Source organism: Rhizobium herbae (assembly GCF_019511375.1).
In the GTDB taxonomy this organism is placed as follows: Bacteria; Pseudomonadota; Alphaproteobacteria; order Rhizobiales; family Rhizobiaceae; genus Pararhizobium; species Pararhizobium herbae_A.
This window is the reverse complement of record NZ_JAEUAO010000004.1, coordinates 185,585-199,774: the sequence shown is the minus strand read 5'-3', so window position 1 is coordinate 199,774 and position 14,190 is coordinate 185,585. Positions and strand designations below refer to the sequence as shown.

15 protein-coding genes are annotated in these 14,190 nt (G+C 63.3%); 6 read left to right on the top strand and 9 right to left on the bottom strand.

The genetic code is table 11. The annotated features are described in order from the left end of the window. Positions 1-9: 9 nt before the first annotated feature. Entirely contained in the window at positions 10-1,263 is a 1,254-nt protein-coding gene (locus JNB71_RS17730; protein ID WP_220373136.1) for a sarcosine oxidase subunit beta, read from the bottom strand. Positions 1,264-1,679: 416 nt separating this feature from the next. Here JNB71_RS17730 and rpsU point away from each other — a divergent pair, with 416 nt between their 5' ends. Both rpsU and JNB71_RS17720 read left to right on the top strand, forming a co-directional pair. Next, the gene (gene rpsU, locus JNB71_RS17725; protein WP_018327972.1) at positions 1,680-1,916 is read left to right on the top strand and encodes a 30S ribosomal protein S21; all 237 of its coding nucleotides are present in this window, start codon (positions 1,680-1,682) and stop codon (positions 1,914-1,916) included. A gap of 252 nt (positions 1,917-2,168) precedes the next feature. Continuing rightward, positions 2,169-3,089: a tetratricopeptide repeat protein gene (locus JNB71_RS17720; RefSeq protein ID WP_220373135.1), complete on the top strand. Its 921-nt coding sequence runs from the start codon at positions 2,169-2,171 to the stop codon at positions 3,087-3,089. A 174-nt stretch (positions 3,090-3,263) separates the two neighbouring features. On the opposite strand, the gene JNB71_RS17715 is transcribed toward JNB71_RS17720, so the two are convergent. The 4 genes from JNB71_RS17715 to JNB71_RS17700 form a co-directional block, all read right to left on the bottom strand. Continuing rightward, complete coding sequence (locus JNB71_RS17715) at positions 3,264-4,664, bottom strand: NAD(P)(+) transhydrogenase (Re/Si-specific) subunit beta (RefSeq protein WP_220373134.1); 1,401 nt, start codon at positions 4,662-4,664, stop codon at positions 3,264-3,266. Positions 4,665-4,676: 12 nt separating this feature from the next. Beyond that, positions 4,677-5,087 (bottom strand): proton-translocating transhydrogenase family protein, encoded by a 411-nt coding sequence (locus JNB71_RS17710; RefSeq protein ID WP_220373133.1) that lies wholly within the window; start codon positions 5,085-5,087, stop codon positions 4,677-4,679. A gap of 61 nt (positions 5,088-5,148) precedes the next feature. Next, entirely contained in the window at positions 5,149-6,300 is a 1,152-nt protein-coding gene (locus tag JNB71_RS17705) for a Re/Si-specific NAD(P)(+) transhydrogenase subunit alpha (RefSeq protein WP_220373132.1), read from the bottom strand. Between the two features lie 195 nt (positions 6,301-6,495). After that, positions 6,496-6,720 (bottom strand): aa3-type cytochrome c oxidase subunit IV, encoded by a 225-nt coding sequence (locus JNB71_RS17700; RefSeq protein ID WP_220373131.1) that lies wholly within the window; start codon positions 6,718-6,720, stop codon positions 6,496-6,498. A gap of 358 nt (positions 6,721-7,078) precedes the next feature. Between JNB71_RS17700 and JNB71_RS17695 the strand changes: the two genes are divergently transcribed. Continuing rightward, positions 7,079-7,837: a gamma-glutamyl-gamma-aminobutyrate hydrolase family protein gene (locus JNB71_RS17695; protein ID WP_220373130.1), complete on the top strand. Its 759-nt coding sequence runs from the start codon at positions 7,079-7,081 to the stop codon at positions 7,835-7,837. A gap of 18 nt (positions 7,838-7,855) precedes the next feature. Here the strand turns inward: JNB71_RS17695 and JNB71_RS17690 are convergent, their stop codons facing one another. The 3 genes from JNB71_RS17690 to JNB71_RS17680 all read right to left on the bottom strand — a co-directional run bounded on the left by JNB71_RS17690 (position 7,856) and on the right by JNB71_RS17680 (position 10,488). Beyond that, positions 7,856-8,827 (bottom strand): 2-hydroxyacid dehydrogenase, encoded by a 972-nt coding sequence (locus tag JNB71_RS17690; RefSeq protein ID WP_220373129.1) that lies wholly within the window; start codon positions 8,825-8,827, stop codon positions 7,856-7,858. Positions 8,828-8,855: 28 nt separating this feature from the next. Continuing rightward, positions 8,856-9,884 (bottom strand): LacI family DNA-binding transcriptional regulator, encoded by a 1,029-nt coding sequence (locus JNB71_RS17685; RefSeq protein ID WP_220373128.1) that lies wholly within the window; start codon positions 9,882-9,884, stop codon positions 8,856-8,858. Positions 9,885-9,987: 103 nt separating this feature from the next. Next, positions 9,988-10,488 (bottom strand): MarR family winged helix-turn-helix transcriptional regulator, encoded by a 501-nt coding sequence (locus tag JNB71_RS17680; protein WP_220373127.1) that lies wholly within the window; start codon positions 10,486-10,488, stop codon positions 9,988-9,990. 94 nt (positions 10,489-10,582) lie between these two features. Between JNB71_RS17680 and JNB71_RS17675 the strand changes: the two genes are divergently transcribed. From JNB71_RS17675 to JNB71_RS17665, 3 genes are all read left to right on the top strand, one after another. Continuing rightward, entirely contained in the window at positions 10,583-11,374 is a 792-nt protein-coding gene (locus JNB71_RS17675) for a creatininase family protein (protein WP_220373126.1), read from the top strand. Between the two features lie 144 nt (positions 11,375-11,518). Then, positions 11,519-12,625, top strand: a complete 1,107-nt coding sequence (locus JNB71_RS17670) for a CobW family GTP-binding protein (protein ID WP_220373125.1) — start codon at positions 11,519-11,521, stop codon at positions 12,623-12,625. Further along, entirely contained in the window at positions 12,625-13,614 is a 990-nt protein-coding gene (locus JNB71_RS17665) for a WD40 repeat domain-containing protein (protein ID WP_220373124.1), read from the top strand. The genes JNB71_RS17670 and JNB71_RS17665 overlap by 1 nt, the downstream gene beginning before the upstream one ends. Positions 13,615-13,663: 49 nt before the next feature. Here JNB71_RS17665 and JNB71_RS17660 read toward each other — a convergent pair whose 3' ends face one another. Further along, complete coding sequence (locus JNB71_RS17660) at positions 13,664-14,107, bottom strand: glyoxalase superfamily protein (RefSeq protein WP_220373123.1); 444 nt, start codon at positions 14,105-14,107, stop codon at positions 13,664-13,666. Positions 14,108-14,190: the final 83 nt, after the last annotated feature.

Here is a 14,190-nt window from a genome sequence, read left to right as displayed (position 1 = left end):
GTTTTCCCCTTAGTGCGCAACGGCGGCGGCTGCCGCTTCGTCGATCAGGCGGCCGGTGCGGAAGCGTTCCAGCGTGAACGGCGCGTTGATCCTGTGCGGCGCGTCATTGGCGATGGTGTGGGCGAAGACATTGGCCGAGCCCGGCGTTGCCTTGAAGCCGCCGGTGCCCCAGCCGCAGTTGACATAGAGGCCGGGAACCGGCGTCTTGGCCAGGATCGGCGAGCGGTCCGGCGTCACGTCGACGATGCCGCCCCAGGAGCGCATCATCTTCATGCGGCGGAAGATCGGGAAGAGTTCGCAGATCGCATCCAGCGTATGGGTGATGATCTGCAGGCCGCCGGTCTGGGAATAGGAGGAATACTGGTCGGTGCCCGCACCGATGACCAGCTCGCCCTTGTCGGACTGGGAGATATAGGCATGCACCGTGTTCGACATGACGACGCAGGGGAAGATCGGCTTGACCGGCTCCGACACCAGCGCCTGCAGCGGATAGCTGACGAGCGGCATGCGCACATCGGCCATCTCCATCAGCACCGAGGTATGGCCGGCGGCGACGACGCCGACTTTCTTGGCGCCGATGTAACCGCGATTGGTCTCGACACCGGCAATCGCGCCGTTGGCATGGCGGCGAAGGCCGGTGACCTCACAGTTCTGGATGATGTGCACGCCGCGGTCGGCGGCCGCGCGGGCATAGCCCCAGGCAACGGCATCGTGGCGGGCCGTGCCGCCGCGCCGCTGCAGGGCAGCACCGTTGATCGGATAGCGGGCCGTGCGGGAAATATCGAGCGGCGGGCAGAATTCCTTGGCCTGCTCGGGCGTCAGCCATTCGTTGTCGATGCCGTTCAGCCGGTTGGCGTGAATGTGGCGCTTGAACACCTGCTGGTCGTGGATATTGTGCGACAGCATCATGACGCCGCGCGCCGAATACATGACGTTGTAGTTCAGGTCCTGGCTGAGGTTGTCCCAGAGCTTCAGCGCATGGTCATAGATGCCGGCGCTTTCGTCATACAGATAGTTGGAGCGGATGATCGTGGTGTTGCGGCCGGTGTTGCCGCCGCCGAGCCAGCCCTTTTCGAGCACGGCGATATTGGTGATGCCGTGCTCCTTGGCGAGGTAATAGGCCGTGCCGAGGCCATGGCCGCCGGCGCCGATGATGATGACATCATATTCCTTGCGCGGCTCGGGCGACGTCCACTGCGCCTCCCATCCCCTGTGGCCGCGCATCGCTTCGCGAGCGACAGCAAAAACCGAATATTTGCGCATCCGCCTTCACACTCCGTAGATCCTGCCGTAAGGCCGGTGAATTTCCCTGGTCGACGCTAGAAATCGCAAATCCCGAACTTCCGCAACGTTTCTTTTGCGACGCGAGACGGCGCGAGTCGCACGAGTTGCGACATGCCGCATTATTGATTGCCGATCACTATATTCTGGCGCACGACCGGGCTGGACCTGACACGCGTCATATGGCGCAGTCATGACCAGCGAGCGGTTTTGCCGGAAAAACCACGGCCATTCCGGCAAAATTGCCAGGGCCGGACAACTCGCGTCTGGACTTTGACGGATCGATCTGGTATCCGCTCTCATCAATCGTAGGGCTTCCGGCTCTGCGAACGTATTTTATTGCCTCGTTGACCTGACTTCATGAGGCGATCACTCGAAACCAAAGGAACGGGATTAACGTGCAGGTACTAGTCCGCGACAACAACGTCGATCAAGCGCTTCGCGCACTCAAGAAGAAGATGCAGCGCGAAGGCATTTTCCGCGAAATGAAGATGCGCGATTACTACGAGAAGCCGTCCCAGAAGCGCGCCCGCGAAAAGGCTGAAGCCGTTCGCCGCGTTCGCAAGCTGGCTCGCAAGCGCGCACAGCGCGAAGGTCTTGTTACGGGCGGCCGCACTGCGGCTCCGGCACGCTGATCCGCGCTTCCCGCACATAGCACGCGTAAGTCCGGCGGGGGCGACATGGTCGCCGCCGCCTTTTCTGTTTGAAGCGCCGCATCAGGCCGATTCAAACCTTGTGTGGCCGGACGGTGTCCGGACACATACCGCTAGTGCGCGAGGCGCGCTAAAATGTCTGCGGACATGGAGCCGGCATCCACAGAGATGCATGTGAGTCGCTCCTGTTGAAACTGCGCATGGCGATCCGGTAAGCCACTGCAAGCCCGGACCATGCGCCCGAGGCTTCGCTTAATTGAGGGAACAATCTTGACATTGACTGCCAAGACTGCGGATTTTTCCGATCATTCCGGCCTGTGCGCCGCCCGCCGGAGCGGTTTTGCTCTTGCCTCCATGCTGGCGGTCACCGCGGCACTGGCGCTTTCGGGCTGCACCACGGCGGAAACGTCGAGCGACATGATACGCGTCGAACGGGCCCAAGGATCCGAGCAGAATATCGCCTCCCTCTCCGGCGTGATCTCGGCCAATCCGAGCGATCCGGAAGGTTACAACGTCCGCGGCTCGGCTTACGGCCGCGCCGGCGAGTTCCGCCGCGCGCTTGCCGACTTCAACAAGGCCATCGAGCTCAATCCGCGCTTCTACCAGGCCTATGCCAACCGGGCGCTGGTCGAGCGCAACATGGGCGACCAGGCGGCGGCGCAGGCCGATTACAACACGGCCCTGCAGATCAATCCGCGTTATGACGTCGCCTTCATCGGCCGCGGCAACCTCTATCGCCAGGCCGGCCAGCTCGATCAGGCCTTCAGCGATTTCAACAAGGCGATCGAACTCGACACCACCGACCCGCGCGCCTACCACAATCGCGGCCTGATCTATCAGGCGCGCAAGCAGCATACCCAGGCGATCGAGGACTTCTCGACCGCCATCTCGCTGGCGCCGAATTCACCTGAGCCCTACAACGGCCGTGGGATCTCCTATGTCGCCCTGAACGACGACGACAATGCGTTTTCCGACTTCAACACCGCGATCAACCTGAACGGCAAGGTCGCCGAATCCTGGGCCAACCAGGCCCTCGTCTATGAGCGCCGCGGCGACAAGGCGAAGGCCGCGAAGTCCTATTCCTATGCGCTCAAGCTCGATCCGAAATACGAGCTTGCCCGTAGCGGCCTCGCCCGCGTCAAGGCAGGCGCCTGACGGGAGGCGCCTCCCGCACACCGAAACGGCCAAACCGACAAAACCCGCTGCCATCGCAGCGGGTTTTTGTTGCCGTGCGTTGCCGTGCAGCGGAGCCGTCGAATCTGGACACGTTAACGGCAAAAGCCCGCCGTTCTGGCGGGCCTTTGCTTCCTTGTCAGGGTAACGGATGCCTCAGTGATTGACCGCCTTGACGATATCGTCGGTCATTTTCTTGGCGTCGCCGAGCAGCATCATGGTGCCATCCTTGTAGAACAAGGTGTTGTCGATGCCGGCATAGCCGGAGCCGAGCGAGCGCTTGACGAACAGGCAGGTCTTGGCCTTGTCGACGTCGAGAATCGGCATGCCGTAGATCGGCGAGGTCTTGTCGTCGCGCGCCGCCGGGTTGGTGACGTCGTTGGCGCCGATGACATAGGCGACGTCGGCCTGGGCAAATTCGGAGTTGATGTCCTCCAGTTCGAATACCTCGTCATAGGGCACGTTGGCTTCGGCAAGCAGCACGTTCATGTGGCCGGGCATGCGGCCGGCGACCGGATGGATGGCGTATTTCACCTCGACGCCGTTGGCCTTCAGAGCATCGGCGAGCTCCCGCACCGCATGCTGGGCCTGCGCCACCGCCATGCCGTAGCCGGGCACGATAATAACCTTGGAGGCATTGGCCATGAGGAAGGCAGCGTCGTCGGCCGAGCCCTGCTTGACGGTGCGCTGCACGCCGTCGTCGGCCGCGGCCGCGCCGTTTTCGCCGCCGAAGCCGCCGAGGATGACCGAGATGAACGAGCGGTTCATGCCCTTGCACATGATGTAGGACAGGATCGCACCCGACGAGCCGACCAGCGCGCCGGTGACGATCAGCGCCAGGTTGCCGAGCGTGAACCCGATGCCGGCCGCCGCCCAGCCGGAATAGGAATTGAGCATCGACACGACGACCGGCATGTCGGCGCCGCCGATCGGCACGATCAAGAGGACGCCCAGCGCCAGCGACAGGACGACGATTGCCCAGAAGTCAAAATGGCTTTCGGAAACCGCCAGACCGATGATGAAGAAGACGATCAGCGCCAAAAGCGCGATGTTGATCAGATGCCGGTACGGCAGCATGATCGGCTTGCCCGACATGCGCCCGTCGAGCTTGAGGAAGGCGATGATCGAGCCGGTGAAAGTAATGGCGCCGATGGCGACGCCAAGCGCCATTTCGACCAGAGCCTGGGCATGGATCGAGCCGATCTCGCCAATGCCGAAGGAAGACGGCGTATAGAGCGCCGAGGCGGCAACGAGGACCGCGGCGAGACCCACCAGCGAATGGAAGCCGGCGACCAGCTGCGGCATCGAGGTCATGGCGATCGAGCGGGCGATATAGGCGCCTGCGCCGCCGCCGATCGCAAGGCCGACGACGATCAGCACGAACCCGCCCAGCGACGGCGTCGCCAGGAGCAGCGTCGTGACGATGGCGATGCCCATGCCGGTCATGCCGAGGATATTGCCGCGGCGCGAGGTGGTCGGATGCGACAGGCCGCGCAGCGCCATGATGAACAGCACGCCGGAGACGAGGTAGAGGAAGGCTGCAATATTGGGTGACATCAGCTCAGGCCCTCACTTGTCTTTTTTCTTGTACATGGCGAGCATGCGCTGGGTGACGAGGAAGCCGCCGAAGATGTTGACCGAAGCGAGGATCAGCGCGACGAACCCGAAGCCGGTGGCAAGGCCGGAGGCCGAGATGCCGACCGCCAGAAGCGCGCCGACGACAATGACGGAGGAGATGGCGTTGGTTACGGCCATCAGCGGCGTGTGCAGCGCAGGCGTCACCGACCAGACCACGTAATAGCCGACGAAGATCGACAGGACGAAGATCGCGAGCTGGAAGACGAAGGGGTCGATCGCCCCCCCGCTCAAGCCATGGGCGGCAGCACCCGCTGCATCCGGCACATATTCGGCTGCCGTGCGCACCGCTTCGACCGCCCGGTCGAGGTCGCCGAGAGCCTTGTCGAGAAGGTCATTGGCCATCAAACATCTCCCTTGGAACGGCCGCGCTTCCCCCGAAGCGCCAAGCCGCCCTCTCCAATTCTCAAGCGGTGACTGCGGCCGGGGCCGGCACGAAATTCGGATGCACGATGGCGCCGCCATGCGTCAGCATCGTCGCCTTGACGAGCTCGTCCTCGACGTTGAGCGCCAGCGCCTTGGTCTCCTTGGACACCATGGTCTCGAGGAAGGTGACGAGGTTCTTGGCGTACAGCGACGAGGCGGAGGCGGCGATGCGGCCGGGCACGTTCAGATAGCCGACGACCTTGACCCCCTCGACCTCGACCACCTGGTCGGCGACCGCGCCCTCGACATTGCCGCCGCGCTCGACGGCGAGATCGACAGCCACCGAGCCGGGCTTCATCGCCTTCAGCATCTCGCGGGTGATGAGCCGCGGCGCCGGGCGCCCGGGGACCAGCGCCGTGGTGATGACGATGTCCTGCTTGGCGAGATGCTCGGCGGTCAGCGCCGCCTGCTTGGCCTTGTACTCGGCCGACATTTCCTTGGCGTAGCCGCCTGCGGTTTCGGCCGCCTTGAATTCCTCGTCTTCCACCGCGATGAACTTTGCGCCGAGCGAGGCGACCTGTTCCTTCGAGGCGGGGCGCACGTCGGTGGCGGAAACCACGGCACCGAGACGGCGCGCCGTCGCGATCGCCTGCAGGCCGGCGACGCCGGCGCCCATGACGAACACCTTGGCGGCCGGAACCGTGCCCGCCGCCGTCATCATCATCGGCATCGCCCGGTCGAATTCGTAGGCAGCGTCGATCACCGCCTGGTAGCCGGCAAGATTCGCCTGGCTCGACAAGACGTCCATTGACTGCGCCCGGGTTATGCGCGGCATCAGTTCCATGGCGAAAGCGGAAACACCGGCGCTCGCCATGTCGGCAAGCGCCTGCTCGCTGCCATAAGGATCCATGATCGCCAGCACGATCGCACCCGACTTGTAGGAAGCGACCTCGGAGGAGGACGGTCGGCGCACCTTCAGCACCACATCGGCGCTCGCAGCGTCAGCGGCAGAACCGATCCGCGCACCCGCCTTTTCGAACTCGCCATCGGGAATGCGCGACAGCAACCCGGCACCCGCCTCGACGACGACGTCGAAGCCGAGCGACGTCAGCTTCCTCACGCTTTCCGGCGACGCCGCAACGCGGCCTTCGCCCGAGAAGCTCTCCAAGGGTATGAATACGATCTCTGCCACAGGCTCTCCTCCCCGAGACGGGATTTTGGAACATGGCCGAACCGCCAGCTCTCAAAATATCCCGCACATTCGATATTCGCGCAAAACCGGCAACGGCCGGTCGCGGGCATGCCTTTCCAGGTCCGCGCCGGACGGACCAAGTGAAAACGGACTCGCTCCCAAGCGCCCGCCTTCGTCAAAACTTTGGAAAGCCGATCAGCGCAGAAGCACGAAGCCGGCAAGGTTGAGGAGGATGAACAGCACGAGCGCGGTAAAGAAGCCGGCAGTCGTGAAGAACGCGGCGGCCATGGCGATCAACAGCGCCGCGCAGAACAGCGTCCCGAACTTCGTAGCTTCGATGAAGAAGTTGTAGGTCTTCTCGTGTTCGGAATAGTCCATCGGCGCGCCCGTTTCGACCGGTCCCGAATGATGTTCAGCCATGATGCATGTCTCCCTGGATACCATGGCACCGCACTTAACAGGCCGGCGGGCACCATGCCTCGTCTCAAAATTCATTGCATGCGCATCTGCGTGCCGCAAGCTGCCAATTACGCATAGCTGCCCTTACACAATGTGACAGCTGAGCGCAACGGAAACCGGGAGGCAGGCGGGAGACAGGCCAGCGACATGAGGACGCGGTAAAGCAGGGCAAAATCCGACGCGCATCTGCACAAGGGACGGAAACATTGGGTGACAAGGAGAGTTGACTTTTGTTTCGCGCCTGAGAGCAATGGCAAGAGACGTGAAAAGAGGCTTCGAGTCGCCGAGAGTGGACCGAAGCCACAGCTGGAGACCCGCAATGCCCAAACCTGTTGTTGCCATACCGGCCGATTTCAGGACCATCGACGGCAACGTCTGGCATGCCACGCCACATCAATATGTCCGCGCCGCCGTCGAAGGCTCCGGCGTGATGACTTTCCTGGTGCCGGCGCTCGAGACCGGCAACGACACCGATGAAATCCTCGACCGCGTCGACGGCGTGCTCGTCAGCGGGTCACGCAGCAATGTGCATCCCTCGCTCTATGGCAAGCAAGCCACCGAAGCGGACGGGCCGTTCGATCCGGGCCGCGACGCGACGAGCCTTCCGCTGATCCGGCGGGCGCTGGAGCGCGGCGTGCCGCTGCTCGCCATCTGCCGCGGCATTCAGGAACTGAACGTCGCGCTGGGCGGCACGCTGGCAAGCGAGATCCACGAAAGGCCCGGTATCTGGGATCACCGCAAGCCGGATGTGCAGGAACTCGATATCGCCTACGGCATCCGCCAGAAGGTCATCGTCAAGGAAGGAAGCTGCCTTGCTTCCGTTCTCGGGACCGGCGAGGTGCAGGTGAATTCGCTGCACCGGCAGGCGATCTCCGAGGCCGCACCGCGTCTCGCCGTCGAAGCCATCGCCGAAGACGGGACCATCGAGGCCGTGTCGGTGATCGACGCAAAGGCCTTTGCCGTCGGCGTGCAATGGCACCCGGAATACTGGGTCGGCCAGGACCGCCCCTCATCGACCCTGTTTCAGGCTTTCGGCGACGCGGTTCGCGCCTATGCCGCCTCGAAGGCGAAGAGCTGACGGTCCTGCCCGGTCCCTTCAGGCGATCTTACGGGTGAACGGCGTCTCATCCACAGGGGTCAGCGCGGCGCCCGTCTCGAACCAGGCGATCAGATTGTCGACAACCAGATCGGCCATGGCGTTGCGCGTCGCCTGCGAGGCCGATCCGACATGCGGCAGCAGCGAAACGTTGGGCAGCGCCAAAAGCGCGTCCGGCACATAGGGTTCGTTCTCGAATACGTCGAGACCGGCCGCGGCGATGACACCACGCTGCAGCGCATCGGCAAGTGCCGCCTCATCCACGGTCGCGCCACGCCCGATATTGATCAGCACCCCCTGTGGCCCGAGCGCCTGCAGAATCTCGGCATTGACGGTCCGGTGGGTGGCTTCGGTGTTCGGCACGATGACGATGATCGTGTCGACCGCCTCCGCCATCGCCTTCAGCGTCGGAAAATGGCGGTAAAGGAGGCCCGGGCGCGGCGTGCGGGTATGATAGGCGATGGCAAGGCCGAAGCTTTCGAGACGCCTGGCGATTGCGAGCCCGATACGGCCGAGCCCGTAGAGGCCGACGGTGCGGCCGCGCAGCGTCAGCGGCGTCAGGGCAAAGGCGCCCTCGCTCGGCCAGCGCCCCTGCCGCAGCCATTGCTCGGCGGCAGGAAGCTGACGCACCGTATTGATGAGCAGGCCGATCGCCGTGTCCGCCACTTCTTCCGTCAGCACATCCGGCGTGTTGGTGACGACGACGCCGCGCTTTGCCGCATGTGCGGCATCGACGCCGTCATAGCCGACGCCGAAATTCGCAATGATTTCCAGGTTGGGCAGCGCATCGATGAAATCGTTGGGGCATTTTCCCTGCACCGCGACGCCGGAGACACCGGCAGCGATGTCGGCGGTGATGAGTGCAGGATCGGCGGCCGAGACGAAGACCGTCGCAAAATGATCCGGCAGGCGATCGAGCACACGCTTGTTCATCCTTCCAGGCACAAGAATACGGGGGCGGCCTTGCGGCATCTTTCGCTCCTTCCGGGATCGGATCGGATTATTCGGTTGAAGGCGGCCGAAGCGGGCCCGTCGACTGGCGGATCCGCATTTCGGGCTTGATGAGATGGATGCCGTCCGGCTCGTGGCTGCCGTTGAGCTTGTCGAGCAGGGCGCGCGCGGCGCTGCGGCCGACATCAGACTGGCCGTTCCAGACGGTAGTGAGCGCCGGCGTCGCAATCGAGGCTTCCTCGAGGTCGTCGTAACCGGTGACCGACACATCGCGTCCGGGGACGAGGCCGGCGCGGGCAATGCCGTTCATCATGCCGATGGCGACGAGATCGTTCCAGCAGACGACCGCGGTCGGTTTCTGCGGCAGGGACAAGAGATGTACCGCCGCCTCGAAGCCGCCCTGCATCGAGCGAGGGCCGGGAATGCGCAGGTTCGCATCGACATCGATATTGGCCTTGCGCAGCGCATTGACATAGCCCTGATAGCGGTCGCGGCCAGTCGACGTCTGATCCGTGCCGCCGACCATAGCAATGACGCGGTGCCCGAGGCTGATCAGGTGATTGGTGGCCAGCGAGATGCCATAGGCGTCGTCACCGCGGAAGATCGGTACGTCGAGACCTTCGATCGAGCGGGCGATCAGCACCGCCGGCATGCCGTTGTCTTCGGCAAGGCGGATGTCCTCCGGCGGCGTGCCGATGGCCGGCGACATGATGACCCCGTCGCCGCCCAGTTGCAGCAGGGTCTCGATGAAGGCGCGCTGCTTTTCGACGGAATCATAGTGGTTGGAAAGAATGAACGTCTGCCGGTCGCGATCGAGTTCGGCCTCGATGGCCTTGAGGATCTCGCCGTAGAACGGGTTCATGATGTCGTGCACGACGACGCCGATGATGCCGGAGCGGGATGTGCGCAGGCTGGCGGCGCGGCGGTTGTAGATATAACCGAGCGCCCGCGCCTGGTCCTTGATCTTGTCGCGGGTGATGGCGGCAACGAGCGGGCTGTCGCGCAATGCCAGTGAAACGGTCGCCGTGGAGACCCCAAGCGTTTCGGCAATGGTTGAGAGCTTGATCTTCTGCGCCACGTTTCCCCCTTCAGCTTCCCGGTTTGGCACCGGTATTTTTAAATCCTCTTTAAACTGTTTAAATTAGCACTGCAATCGCCAAATTGTGGCGCGTTCTTCAGAATTATTCCACCGCGCCGGTGCTCTGGAGATTGCCGTCGACGACGCGCAGCAGCTTCATCAGCGTCTTGATCTGCTTTTCGCTCAGGCCCTTGGTGGCGATTTCCTCGGAGGTTTTGCCTGCGGCGGCGATCGTCTGGAGGCGGTCGCGGCCGCTGGTGGTCAGGTAGACCTTGGTCAGCCGGGCATCCTCCTCGTCCGCCCGCCGTTCCAGAAAGCCCTGCGCCTCCATGCGGCCGATCGTGCGGGTCATGGTCGGCGCCTTGACGCCGAGCTTCATGGCCAGCACCCCTGCCGTCAGCCCGTCGGTTTCGGCAAGCGCCAGCATCACGCCGTCCTGACCTGCATAAAGACCGCTTTCAAGTAGATTGCGCGACAACACGGTGCGCATTGAGCGCGCCGCCTGCACCAGCACGGAGGCAAGATCCTGGGCCTCGACGGCAACGTCCTGATGTTTTTTCTTGCCGTTTTTGGTTTTTTTCTCGGCCTTGTTCTTCTTTCCCATTGGTCCTCCACCAAATTTCTTGCGCGGCCACCTGTCCACTGTATGACTCGAATAATACCTACACCGCAAGTATGACCGAAGGGCTGACGCAAGCATGGCATTCCCTGCACCCCGTTGGAAAGACAATGATTCCGATCTTGCTCCTGCGACCCGGGCAGACTGGATCGCGGTGCTGCCGCTGGGTGCGACCGAACAGCATGGACCCCACCTGCCCTTCGACACCGATACGCTGATTGCCGAGGGGCTGGTCGAGCGGTTGATCGGCCGACTATCACCCGCTTTGCCCGTGACTTTCCTGCCGGCGGAACCGGTCGGCTACTCGATCGAGCACATGGACTTCGACGGCACACGCTCGCTCGCCTACGACGAGGCGGTAGGACGGTGGCTCGGGATCGCGCAGGACCTGCACCAAAAGGGCATCCGCAAATTCGTCATGCTGAACGCCCATGGCGGCAATTCGTCCTTGATGACGATCGTCACCACGGAAGCCCGGGTGCGGTTCAACATGCTGGCGGTCGCGACGAGCTGGACGCGCTTCGGCCAGCCGGACGGCTGGATCAAGCCGCAGGACAAGGCGATCGACATTCACGGCGGCAATATCGAAACGTCGGTGATGCTGGCGCTTCATCCCGATAAGGTTGACATGGCGAAAGCGGCACGATTCGGGTCGGCCCAGAGCGATTTTGCCGAACGCTACAAGCACCTGCGCGCCTATGGCCCACACGCCTTCGGCTGGAAAATGTCGGACCTGAACGAGGCGGGCGTCGCCGGCGATGCTGCAGCCGCAACGGCCGAGCGGGGCGAGCAACTGATCGCTCACGTGGTTTGCGGGATCATCGATCTGCTGGAGGATGTCGCGGCCTTCGATGTGTCTATATTCCGATAGCAACGGGCGACCATCGACCACGAACTGTCGACACCGGCAAGACGCGCGGAAGAATACGGGCCTGGCATTTGCGCTGGCGCGTTCCATCTCCTATATCAGCACCAACCGATGCCGACGCATCCCGAATTTTCTTGAGGTTTCCCCATGACCGAAGCAACCACCGCCAAGCCCATTCCCGTTACTGTGCTCACCGGCTATCTCGGCGCCGGCAAGACGACGCTGCTCAACCGCATTCTTTCGGAGAACCATGGCCGGAAATATGCCGTCATCGTCAATGAATTCGGTGAGATCGGCATCGACAACGACCTGATCGTCGAATCCGACGAAGAGATCTACGAGATGAACAATGGCTGTGTCTGTTGCACCGTGCGCGGCGACCTGATCCGCGTCGTCGAAGGCCTGATGCGTCGTCCCGGCCGCTTCGATGCGATCATCGTCGAAACCACCGGCCTTGCCGATCCCGTCCCCGTTGCCCAGACCTTCTTCATGGACGACGATGTGCGCGCCAAGACCGAGCTCGACGCGGTCGTCGCGCTCGTCGACGCCAAGCATCTGCCGTTGCGCCTCAAGGACAGCCGCGAAGCGGAAGACCAGATCGCCTTTGCCGATGTCGTGCTCCTGAACAAGACCGACCTGGTGACGCCGGAAGAACTGGCGAAGGTCGAGGCAACCGTCCGCGTCATCAACCCGACCGCCCGCATCCATCGGACCGAACGCTCCGAGATCGACCTGACGAAGGTTCTCGACCAGGGTGCCTTCAATCTGGAACGGGCGCTGGAAAACGACCCGCATTTTCTCGATCAGGACGATCACGACCACGATCATGACCACGCCTGTGGCCCGGATTGCACCCACGACCACCACCATCATGATCACGACCATCATGGCCATGACCACCATCATCATGACCACGGCCCCTCGCCGATCCACGACGTCACGGTGCAATCCGTTTCGCTGCGCGGCGGCGAGATGAATCCGGACCGTTTCTTCCCCTGGATCCAGAAGATCACCCAGACGGAAGGCCCGAACATCCTGCGGCTCAAGGGCATCATCGCCTTCAAGGGCGACGAGGAACGCTATGTCGTCCAGGGTGTGCACATGATCATCGAGGGCGACCACCAGCGGCGGTGGAAGGACGGCGAGAAGCGCGAAAGCCGCCTCGTCTTCATCGGCCGCGAGCTTGACCGCGAGAAGCTCGAACGCACCTTCAAGGCCTGCGAGGCCACTCCCGCCGAGGCCGCAGCGCACTGATGCCGACAGTTGCTCCCCTTGATCTCGAAGGCCACGTCGCGGGCGTGGCCTTTCTCGGCGAAGTGCCGTTCTTTGCCGAATCCTCCGGCCTGATCCATCGCCTCGACCATGGCCACAAGACCGTGAAAGCCCACGATGGCCTTCTCTGCTGCGTGCGCGACGAAGCGACCGACACGCTGCTGACCGGCGGCGAGGACGGCAAGGTGCTGCGCGTCAAGGCGGACGGGACGACGACCGAAATCGCCAGCGTCCCGCGCAAATGGATCTCTCAGGTCGCCGCCGGCCCGCAGGGGTCTGTCGGCTATGCCTACGGCAAGACGGCGCATGTCCGCCTCGCCGACGGTTCTGTCAAGGATTTCACCGAGGAGCGCACCGTCGAAGGCATCGCCTTCGCGCCAAAGGGGATGCGCATCGCGCTTGCCCGTTACAACGGCGTGTCGCTCCACTGGGTCGCAATGGCCGGGCAGCCGACGGCACTTGAATGGAAGGGCGCCCATACCGGCGTCACCTTCTCGCCCGACGGCCGCTTCGTCGTCACCACCATGCAGGAAAACGCCCTGCACGGCTGGAAGCTCGACACCAAGCCCGGCGCCGAAACGCGCCACATGCGCATGACCGGCTATCCGGCCAAGGTGAAATCGACATCCTGGTCGGTCAAGGGCAAATGGCTCGCTTCCTCCGGGGCACCAGCTGCCATCGTCTGGCCTTTCCAGGCCAAGGACGGACCGATGGGCAAGGCGCCGCTCGAACTCGGCACCCGCGCCAATATCATGGTCACCCAGGTCGCCTGCCACCCGGTCGAGGAGATCGCGGCAATCGGCTATGCCGACGGCATGATCCTCGTCGTCCGCTTCGCAGACAGCAAGGAAGTGCTGCTGCGCCGCCCCGGCAAGGGCGCCATCACCGCCATGGCCTGGAGCAAGAACGGCCGGCAACTCGCTTTCGGCTCGGAAGCCGGCGATTGCGGCGTGGTCGATATCGCCGCCTGATCTCCTGTTGCGGAAAACAGACATCGCGGGCCGCGAAGGCGCGCGATGATCACCACATCAGTTCGACATGCGGCCTTCCGTTCGACGTCTTTTCGACCGTCCGGCCGGTTTCGTCGATCGTGCAGTGGACGCGCTTGCGGAAGGCCGAGAAGCTGTCGAATGTGACGACGTCGACGGCCTCATCCAGGTCGAGGGTCAGCCGGTAGCGGCCGGGCTGGGCGGTGACGGCCTGGACGCCGAGGATCTTCGCCTCGAAGGGCTGGCCGAGATAATGGCCCTTTACGCGCGAGCCAAGCATCCAGGGATTGAGCGGCGGGCGATTACCGGCGACCGCGTGAAGCGTGTTCCAGTCGCGAAAGCCGTATTGCGCGGCCAGAAGTTCGAGGGATTTCGAGTGGGTGATATCCTGCCCTTCGGCCGACAAACCGGCGCGAAGCCGTTTCGCCTGATCCTTCAGGGCATCGAGGGACGGAAGCGGGATTGATCCGCGCATAAGAGGTCTCCAGCAGGAGCGTGCCGTCTTTCGGAGGGAGTCCGCCTTGCCGCCGTTCGCACGCCATGATGATGGACGACCGA

What these genes read in the sequence shown, in the direction of transcription:
- JNB71_RS17730 (WP_220373136.1), bottom strand. Translation starts at nt 1,263, where the DNA reads ATGCGCAAATATTCGGTTTTTGCTGTCGCTCGCGAAGCGATGCGCGGC.
- JNB71_RS17720 (WP_220373135.1), top strand. Translation starts at nt 2,169, where the DNA reads ATGCGCCCGAGGCTTCGCTTAATTGAGGGAACAATCTTGACATTGACT.
- JNB71_RS17715 (WP_220373134.1), bottom strand. Translation starts at nt 4,664, where the DNA reads ATGTCACCCAATATTGCAGCCTTCCTCTACCTCGTCTCCGGCGTGCTG.
- JNB71_RS17710 (WP_220373133.1), bottom strand. Translation starts at nt 5,087, where the DNA reads ATGGCCAATGACCTTCTCGACAAGGCTCTCGGCGACCTCGACCGGGCG.
- JNB71_RS17700 (WP_220373131.1), bottom strand. Translation starts at nt 6,720, where the DNA reads ATGGCTGAACATCATTCGGGACCGGTCGAAACGGGCGCGCCGATGGAC.
- JNB71_RS17695 (WP_220373130.1), top strand. Translation starts at nt 7,079, where the DNA reads ATGCCCAAACCTGTTGTTGCCATACCGGCCGATTTCAGGACCATCGAC.
- JNB71_RS17690 (WP_220373129.1), bottom strand. Translation starts at nt 8,827, where the DNA reads ATGCCGCAAGGCCGCCCCCGTATTCTTGTGCCTGGAAGGATGAACAAG.
- JNB71_RS17680 (WP_220373127.1), bottom strand. Translation starts at nt 10,488, where the DNA reads ATGGGAAAGAAGAACAAGGCCGAGAAAAAAACCAAAAACGGCAAGAAA.
- JNB71_RS17675 (WP_220373126.1), top strand. Translation starts at nt 10,583, where the DNA reads ATGGCATTCCCTGCACCCCGTTGGAAAGACAATGATTCCGATCTTGCT.
- JNB71_RS17670 (WP_220373125.1), top strand. Translation starts at nt 11,519, where the DNA reads ATGACCGAAGCAACCACCGCCAAGCCCATTCCCGTTACTGTGCTCACC.
- JNB71_RS17665 (WP_220373124.1), top strand. Translation starts at nt 12,625, where the DNA reads ATGCCGACAGTTGCTCCCCTTGATCTCGAAGGCCACGTCGCGGGCGTG.
- JNB71_RS17660 (WP_220373123.1), bottom strand. Translation starts at nt 14,107, where the DNA reads ATGCGCGGATCAATCCCGCTTCCGTCCCTCGATGCCCTGAAGGATCAG.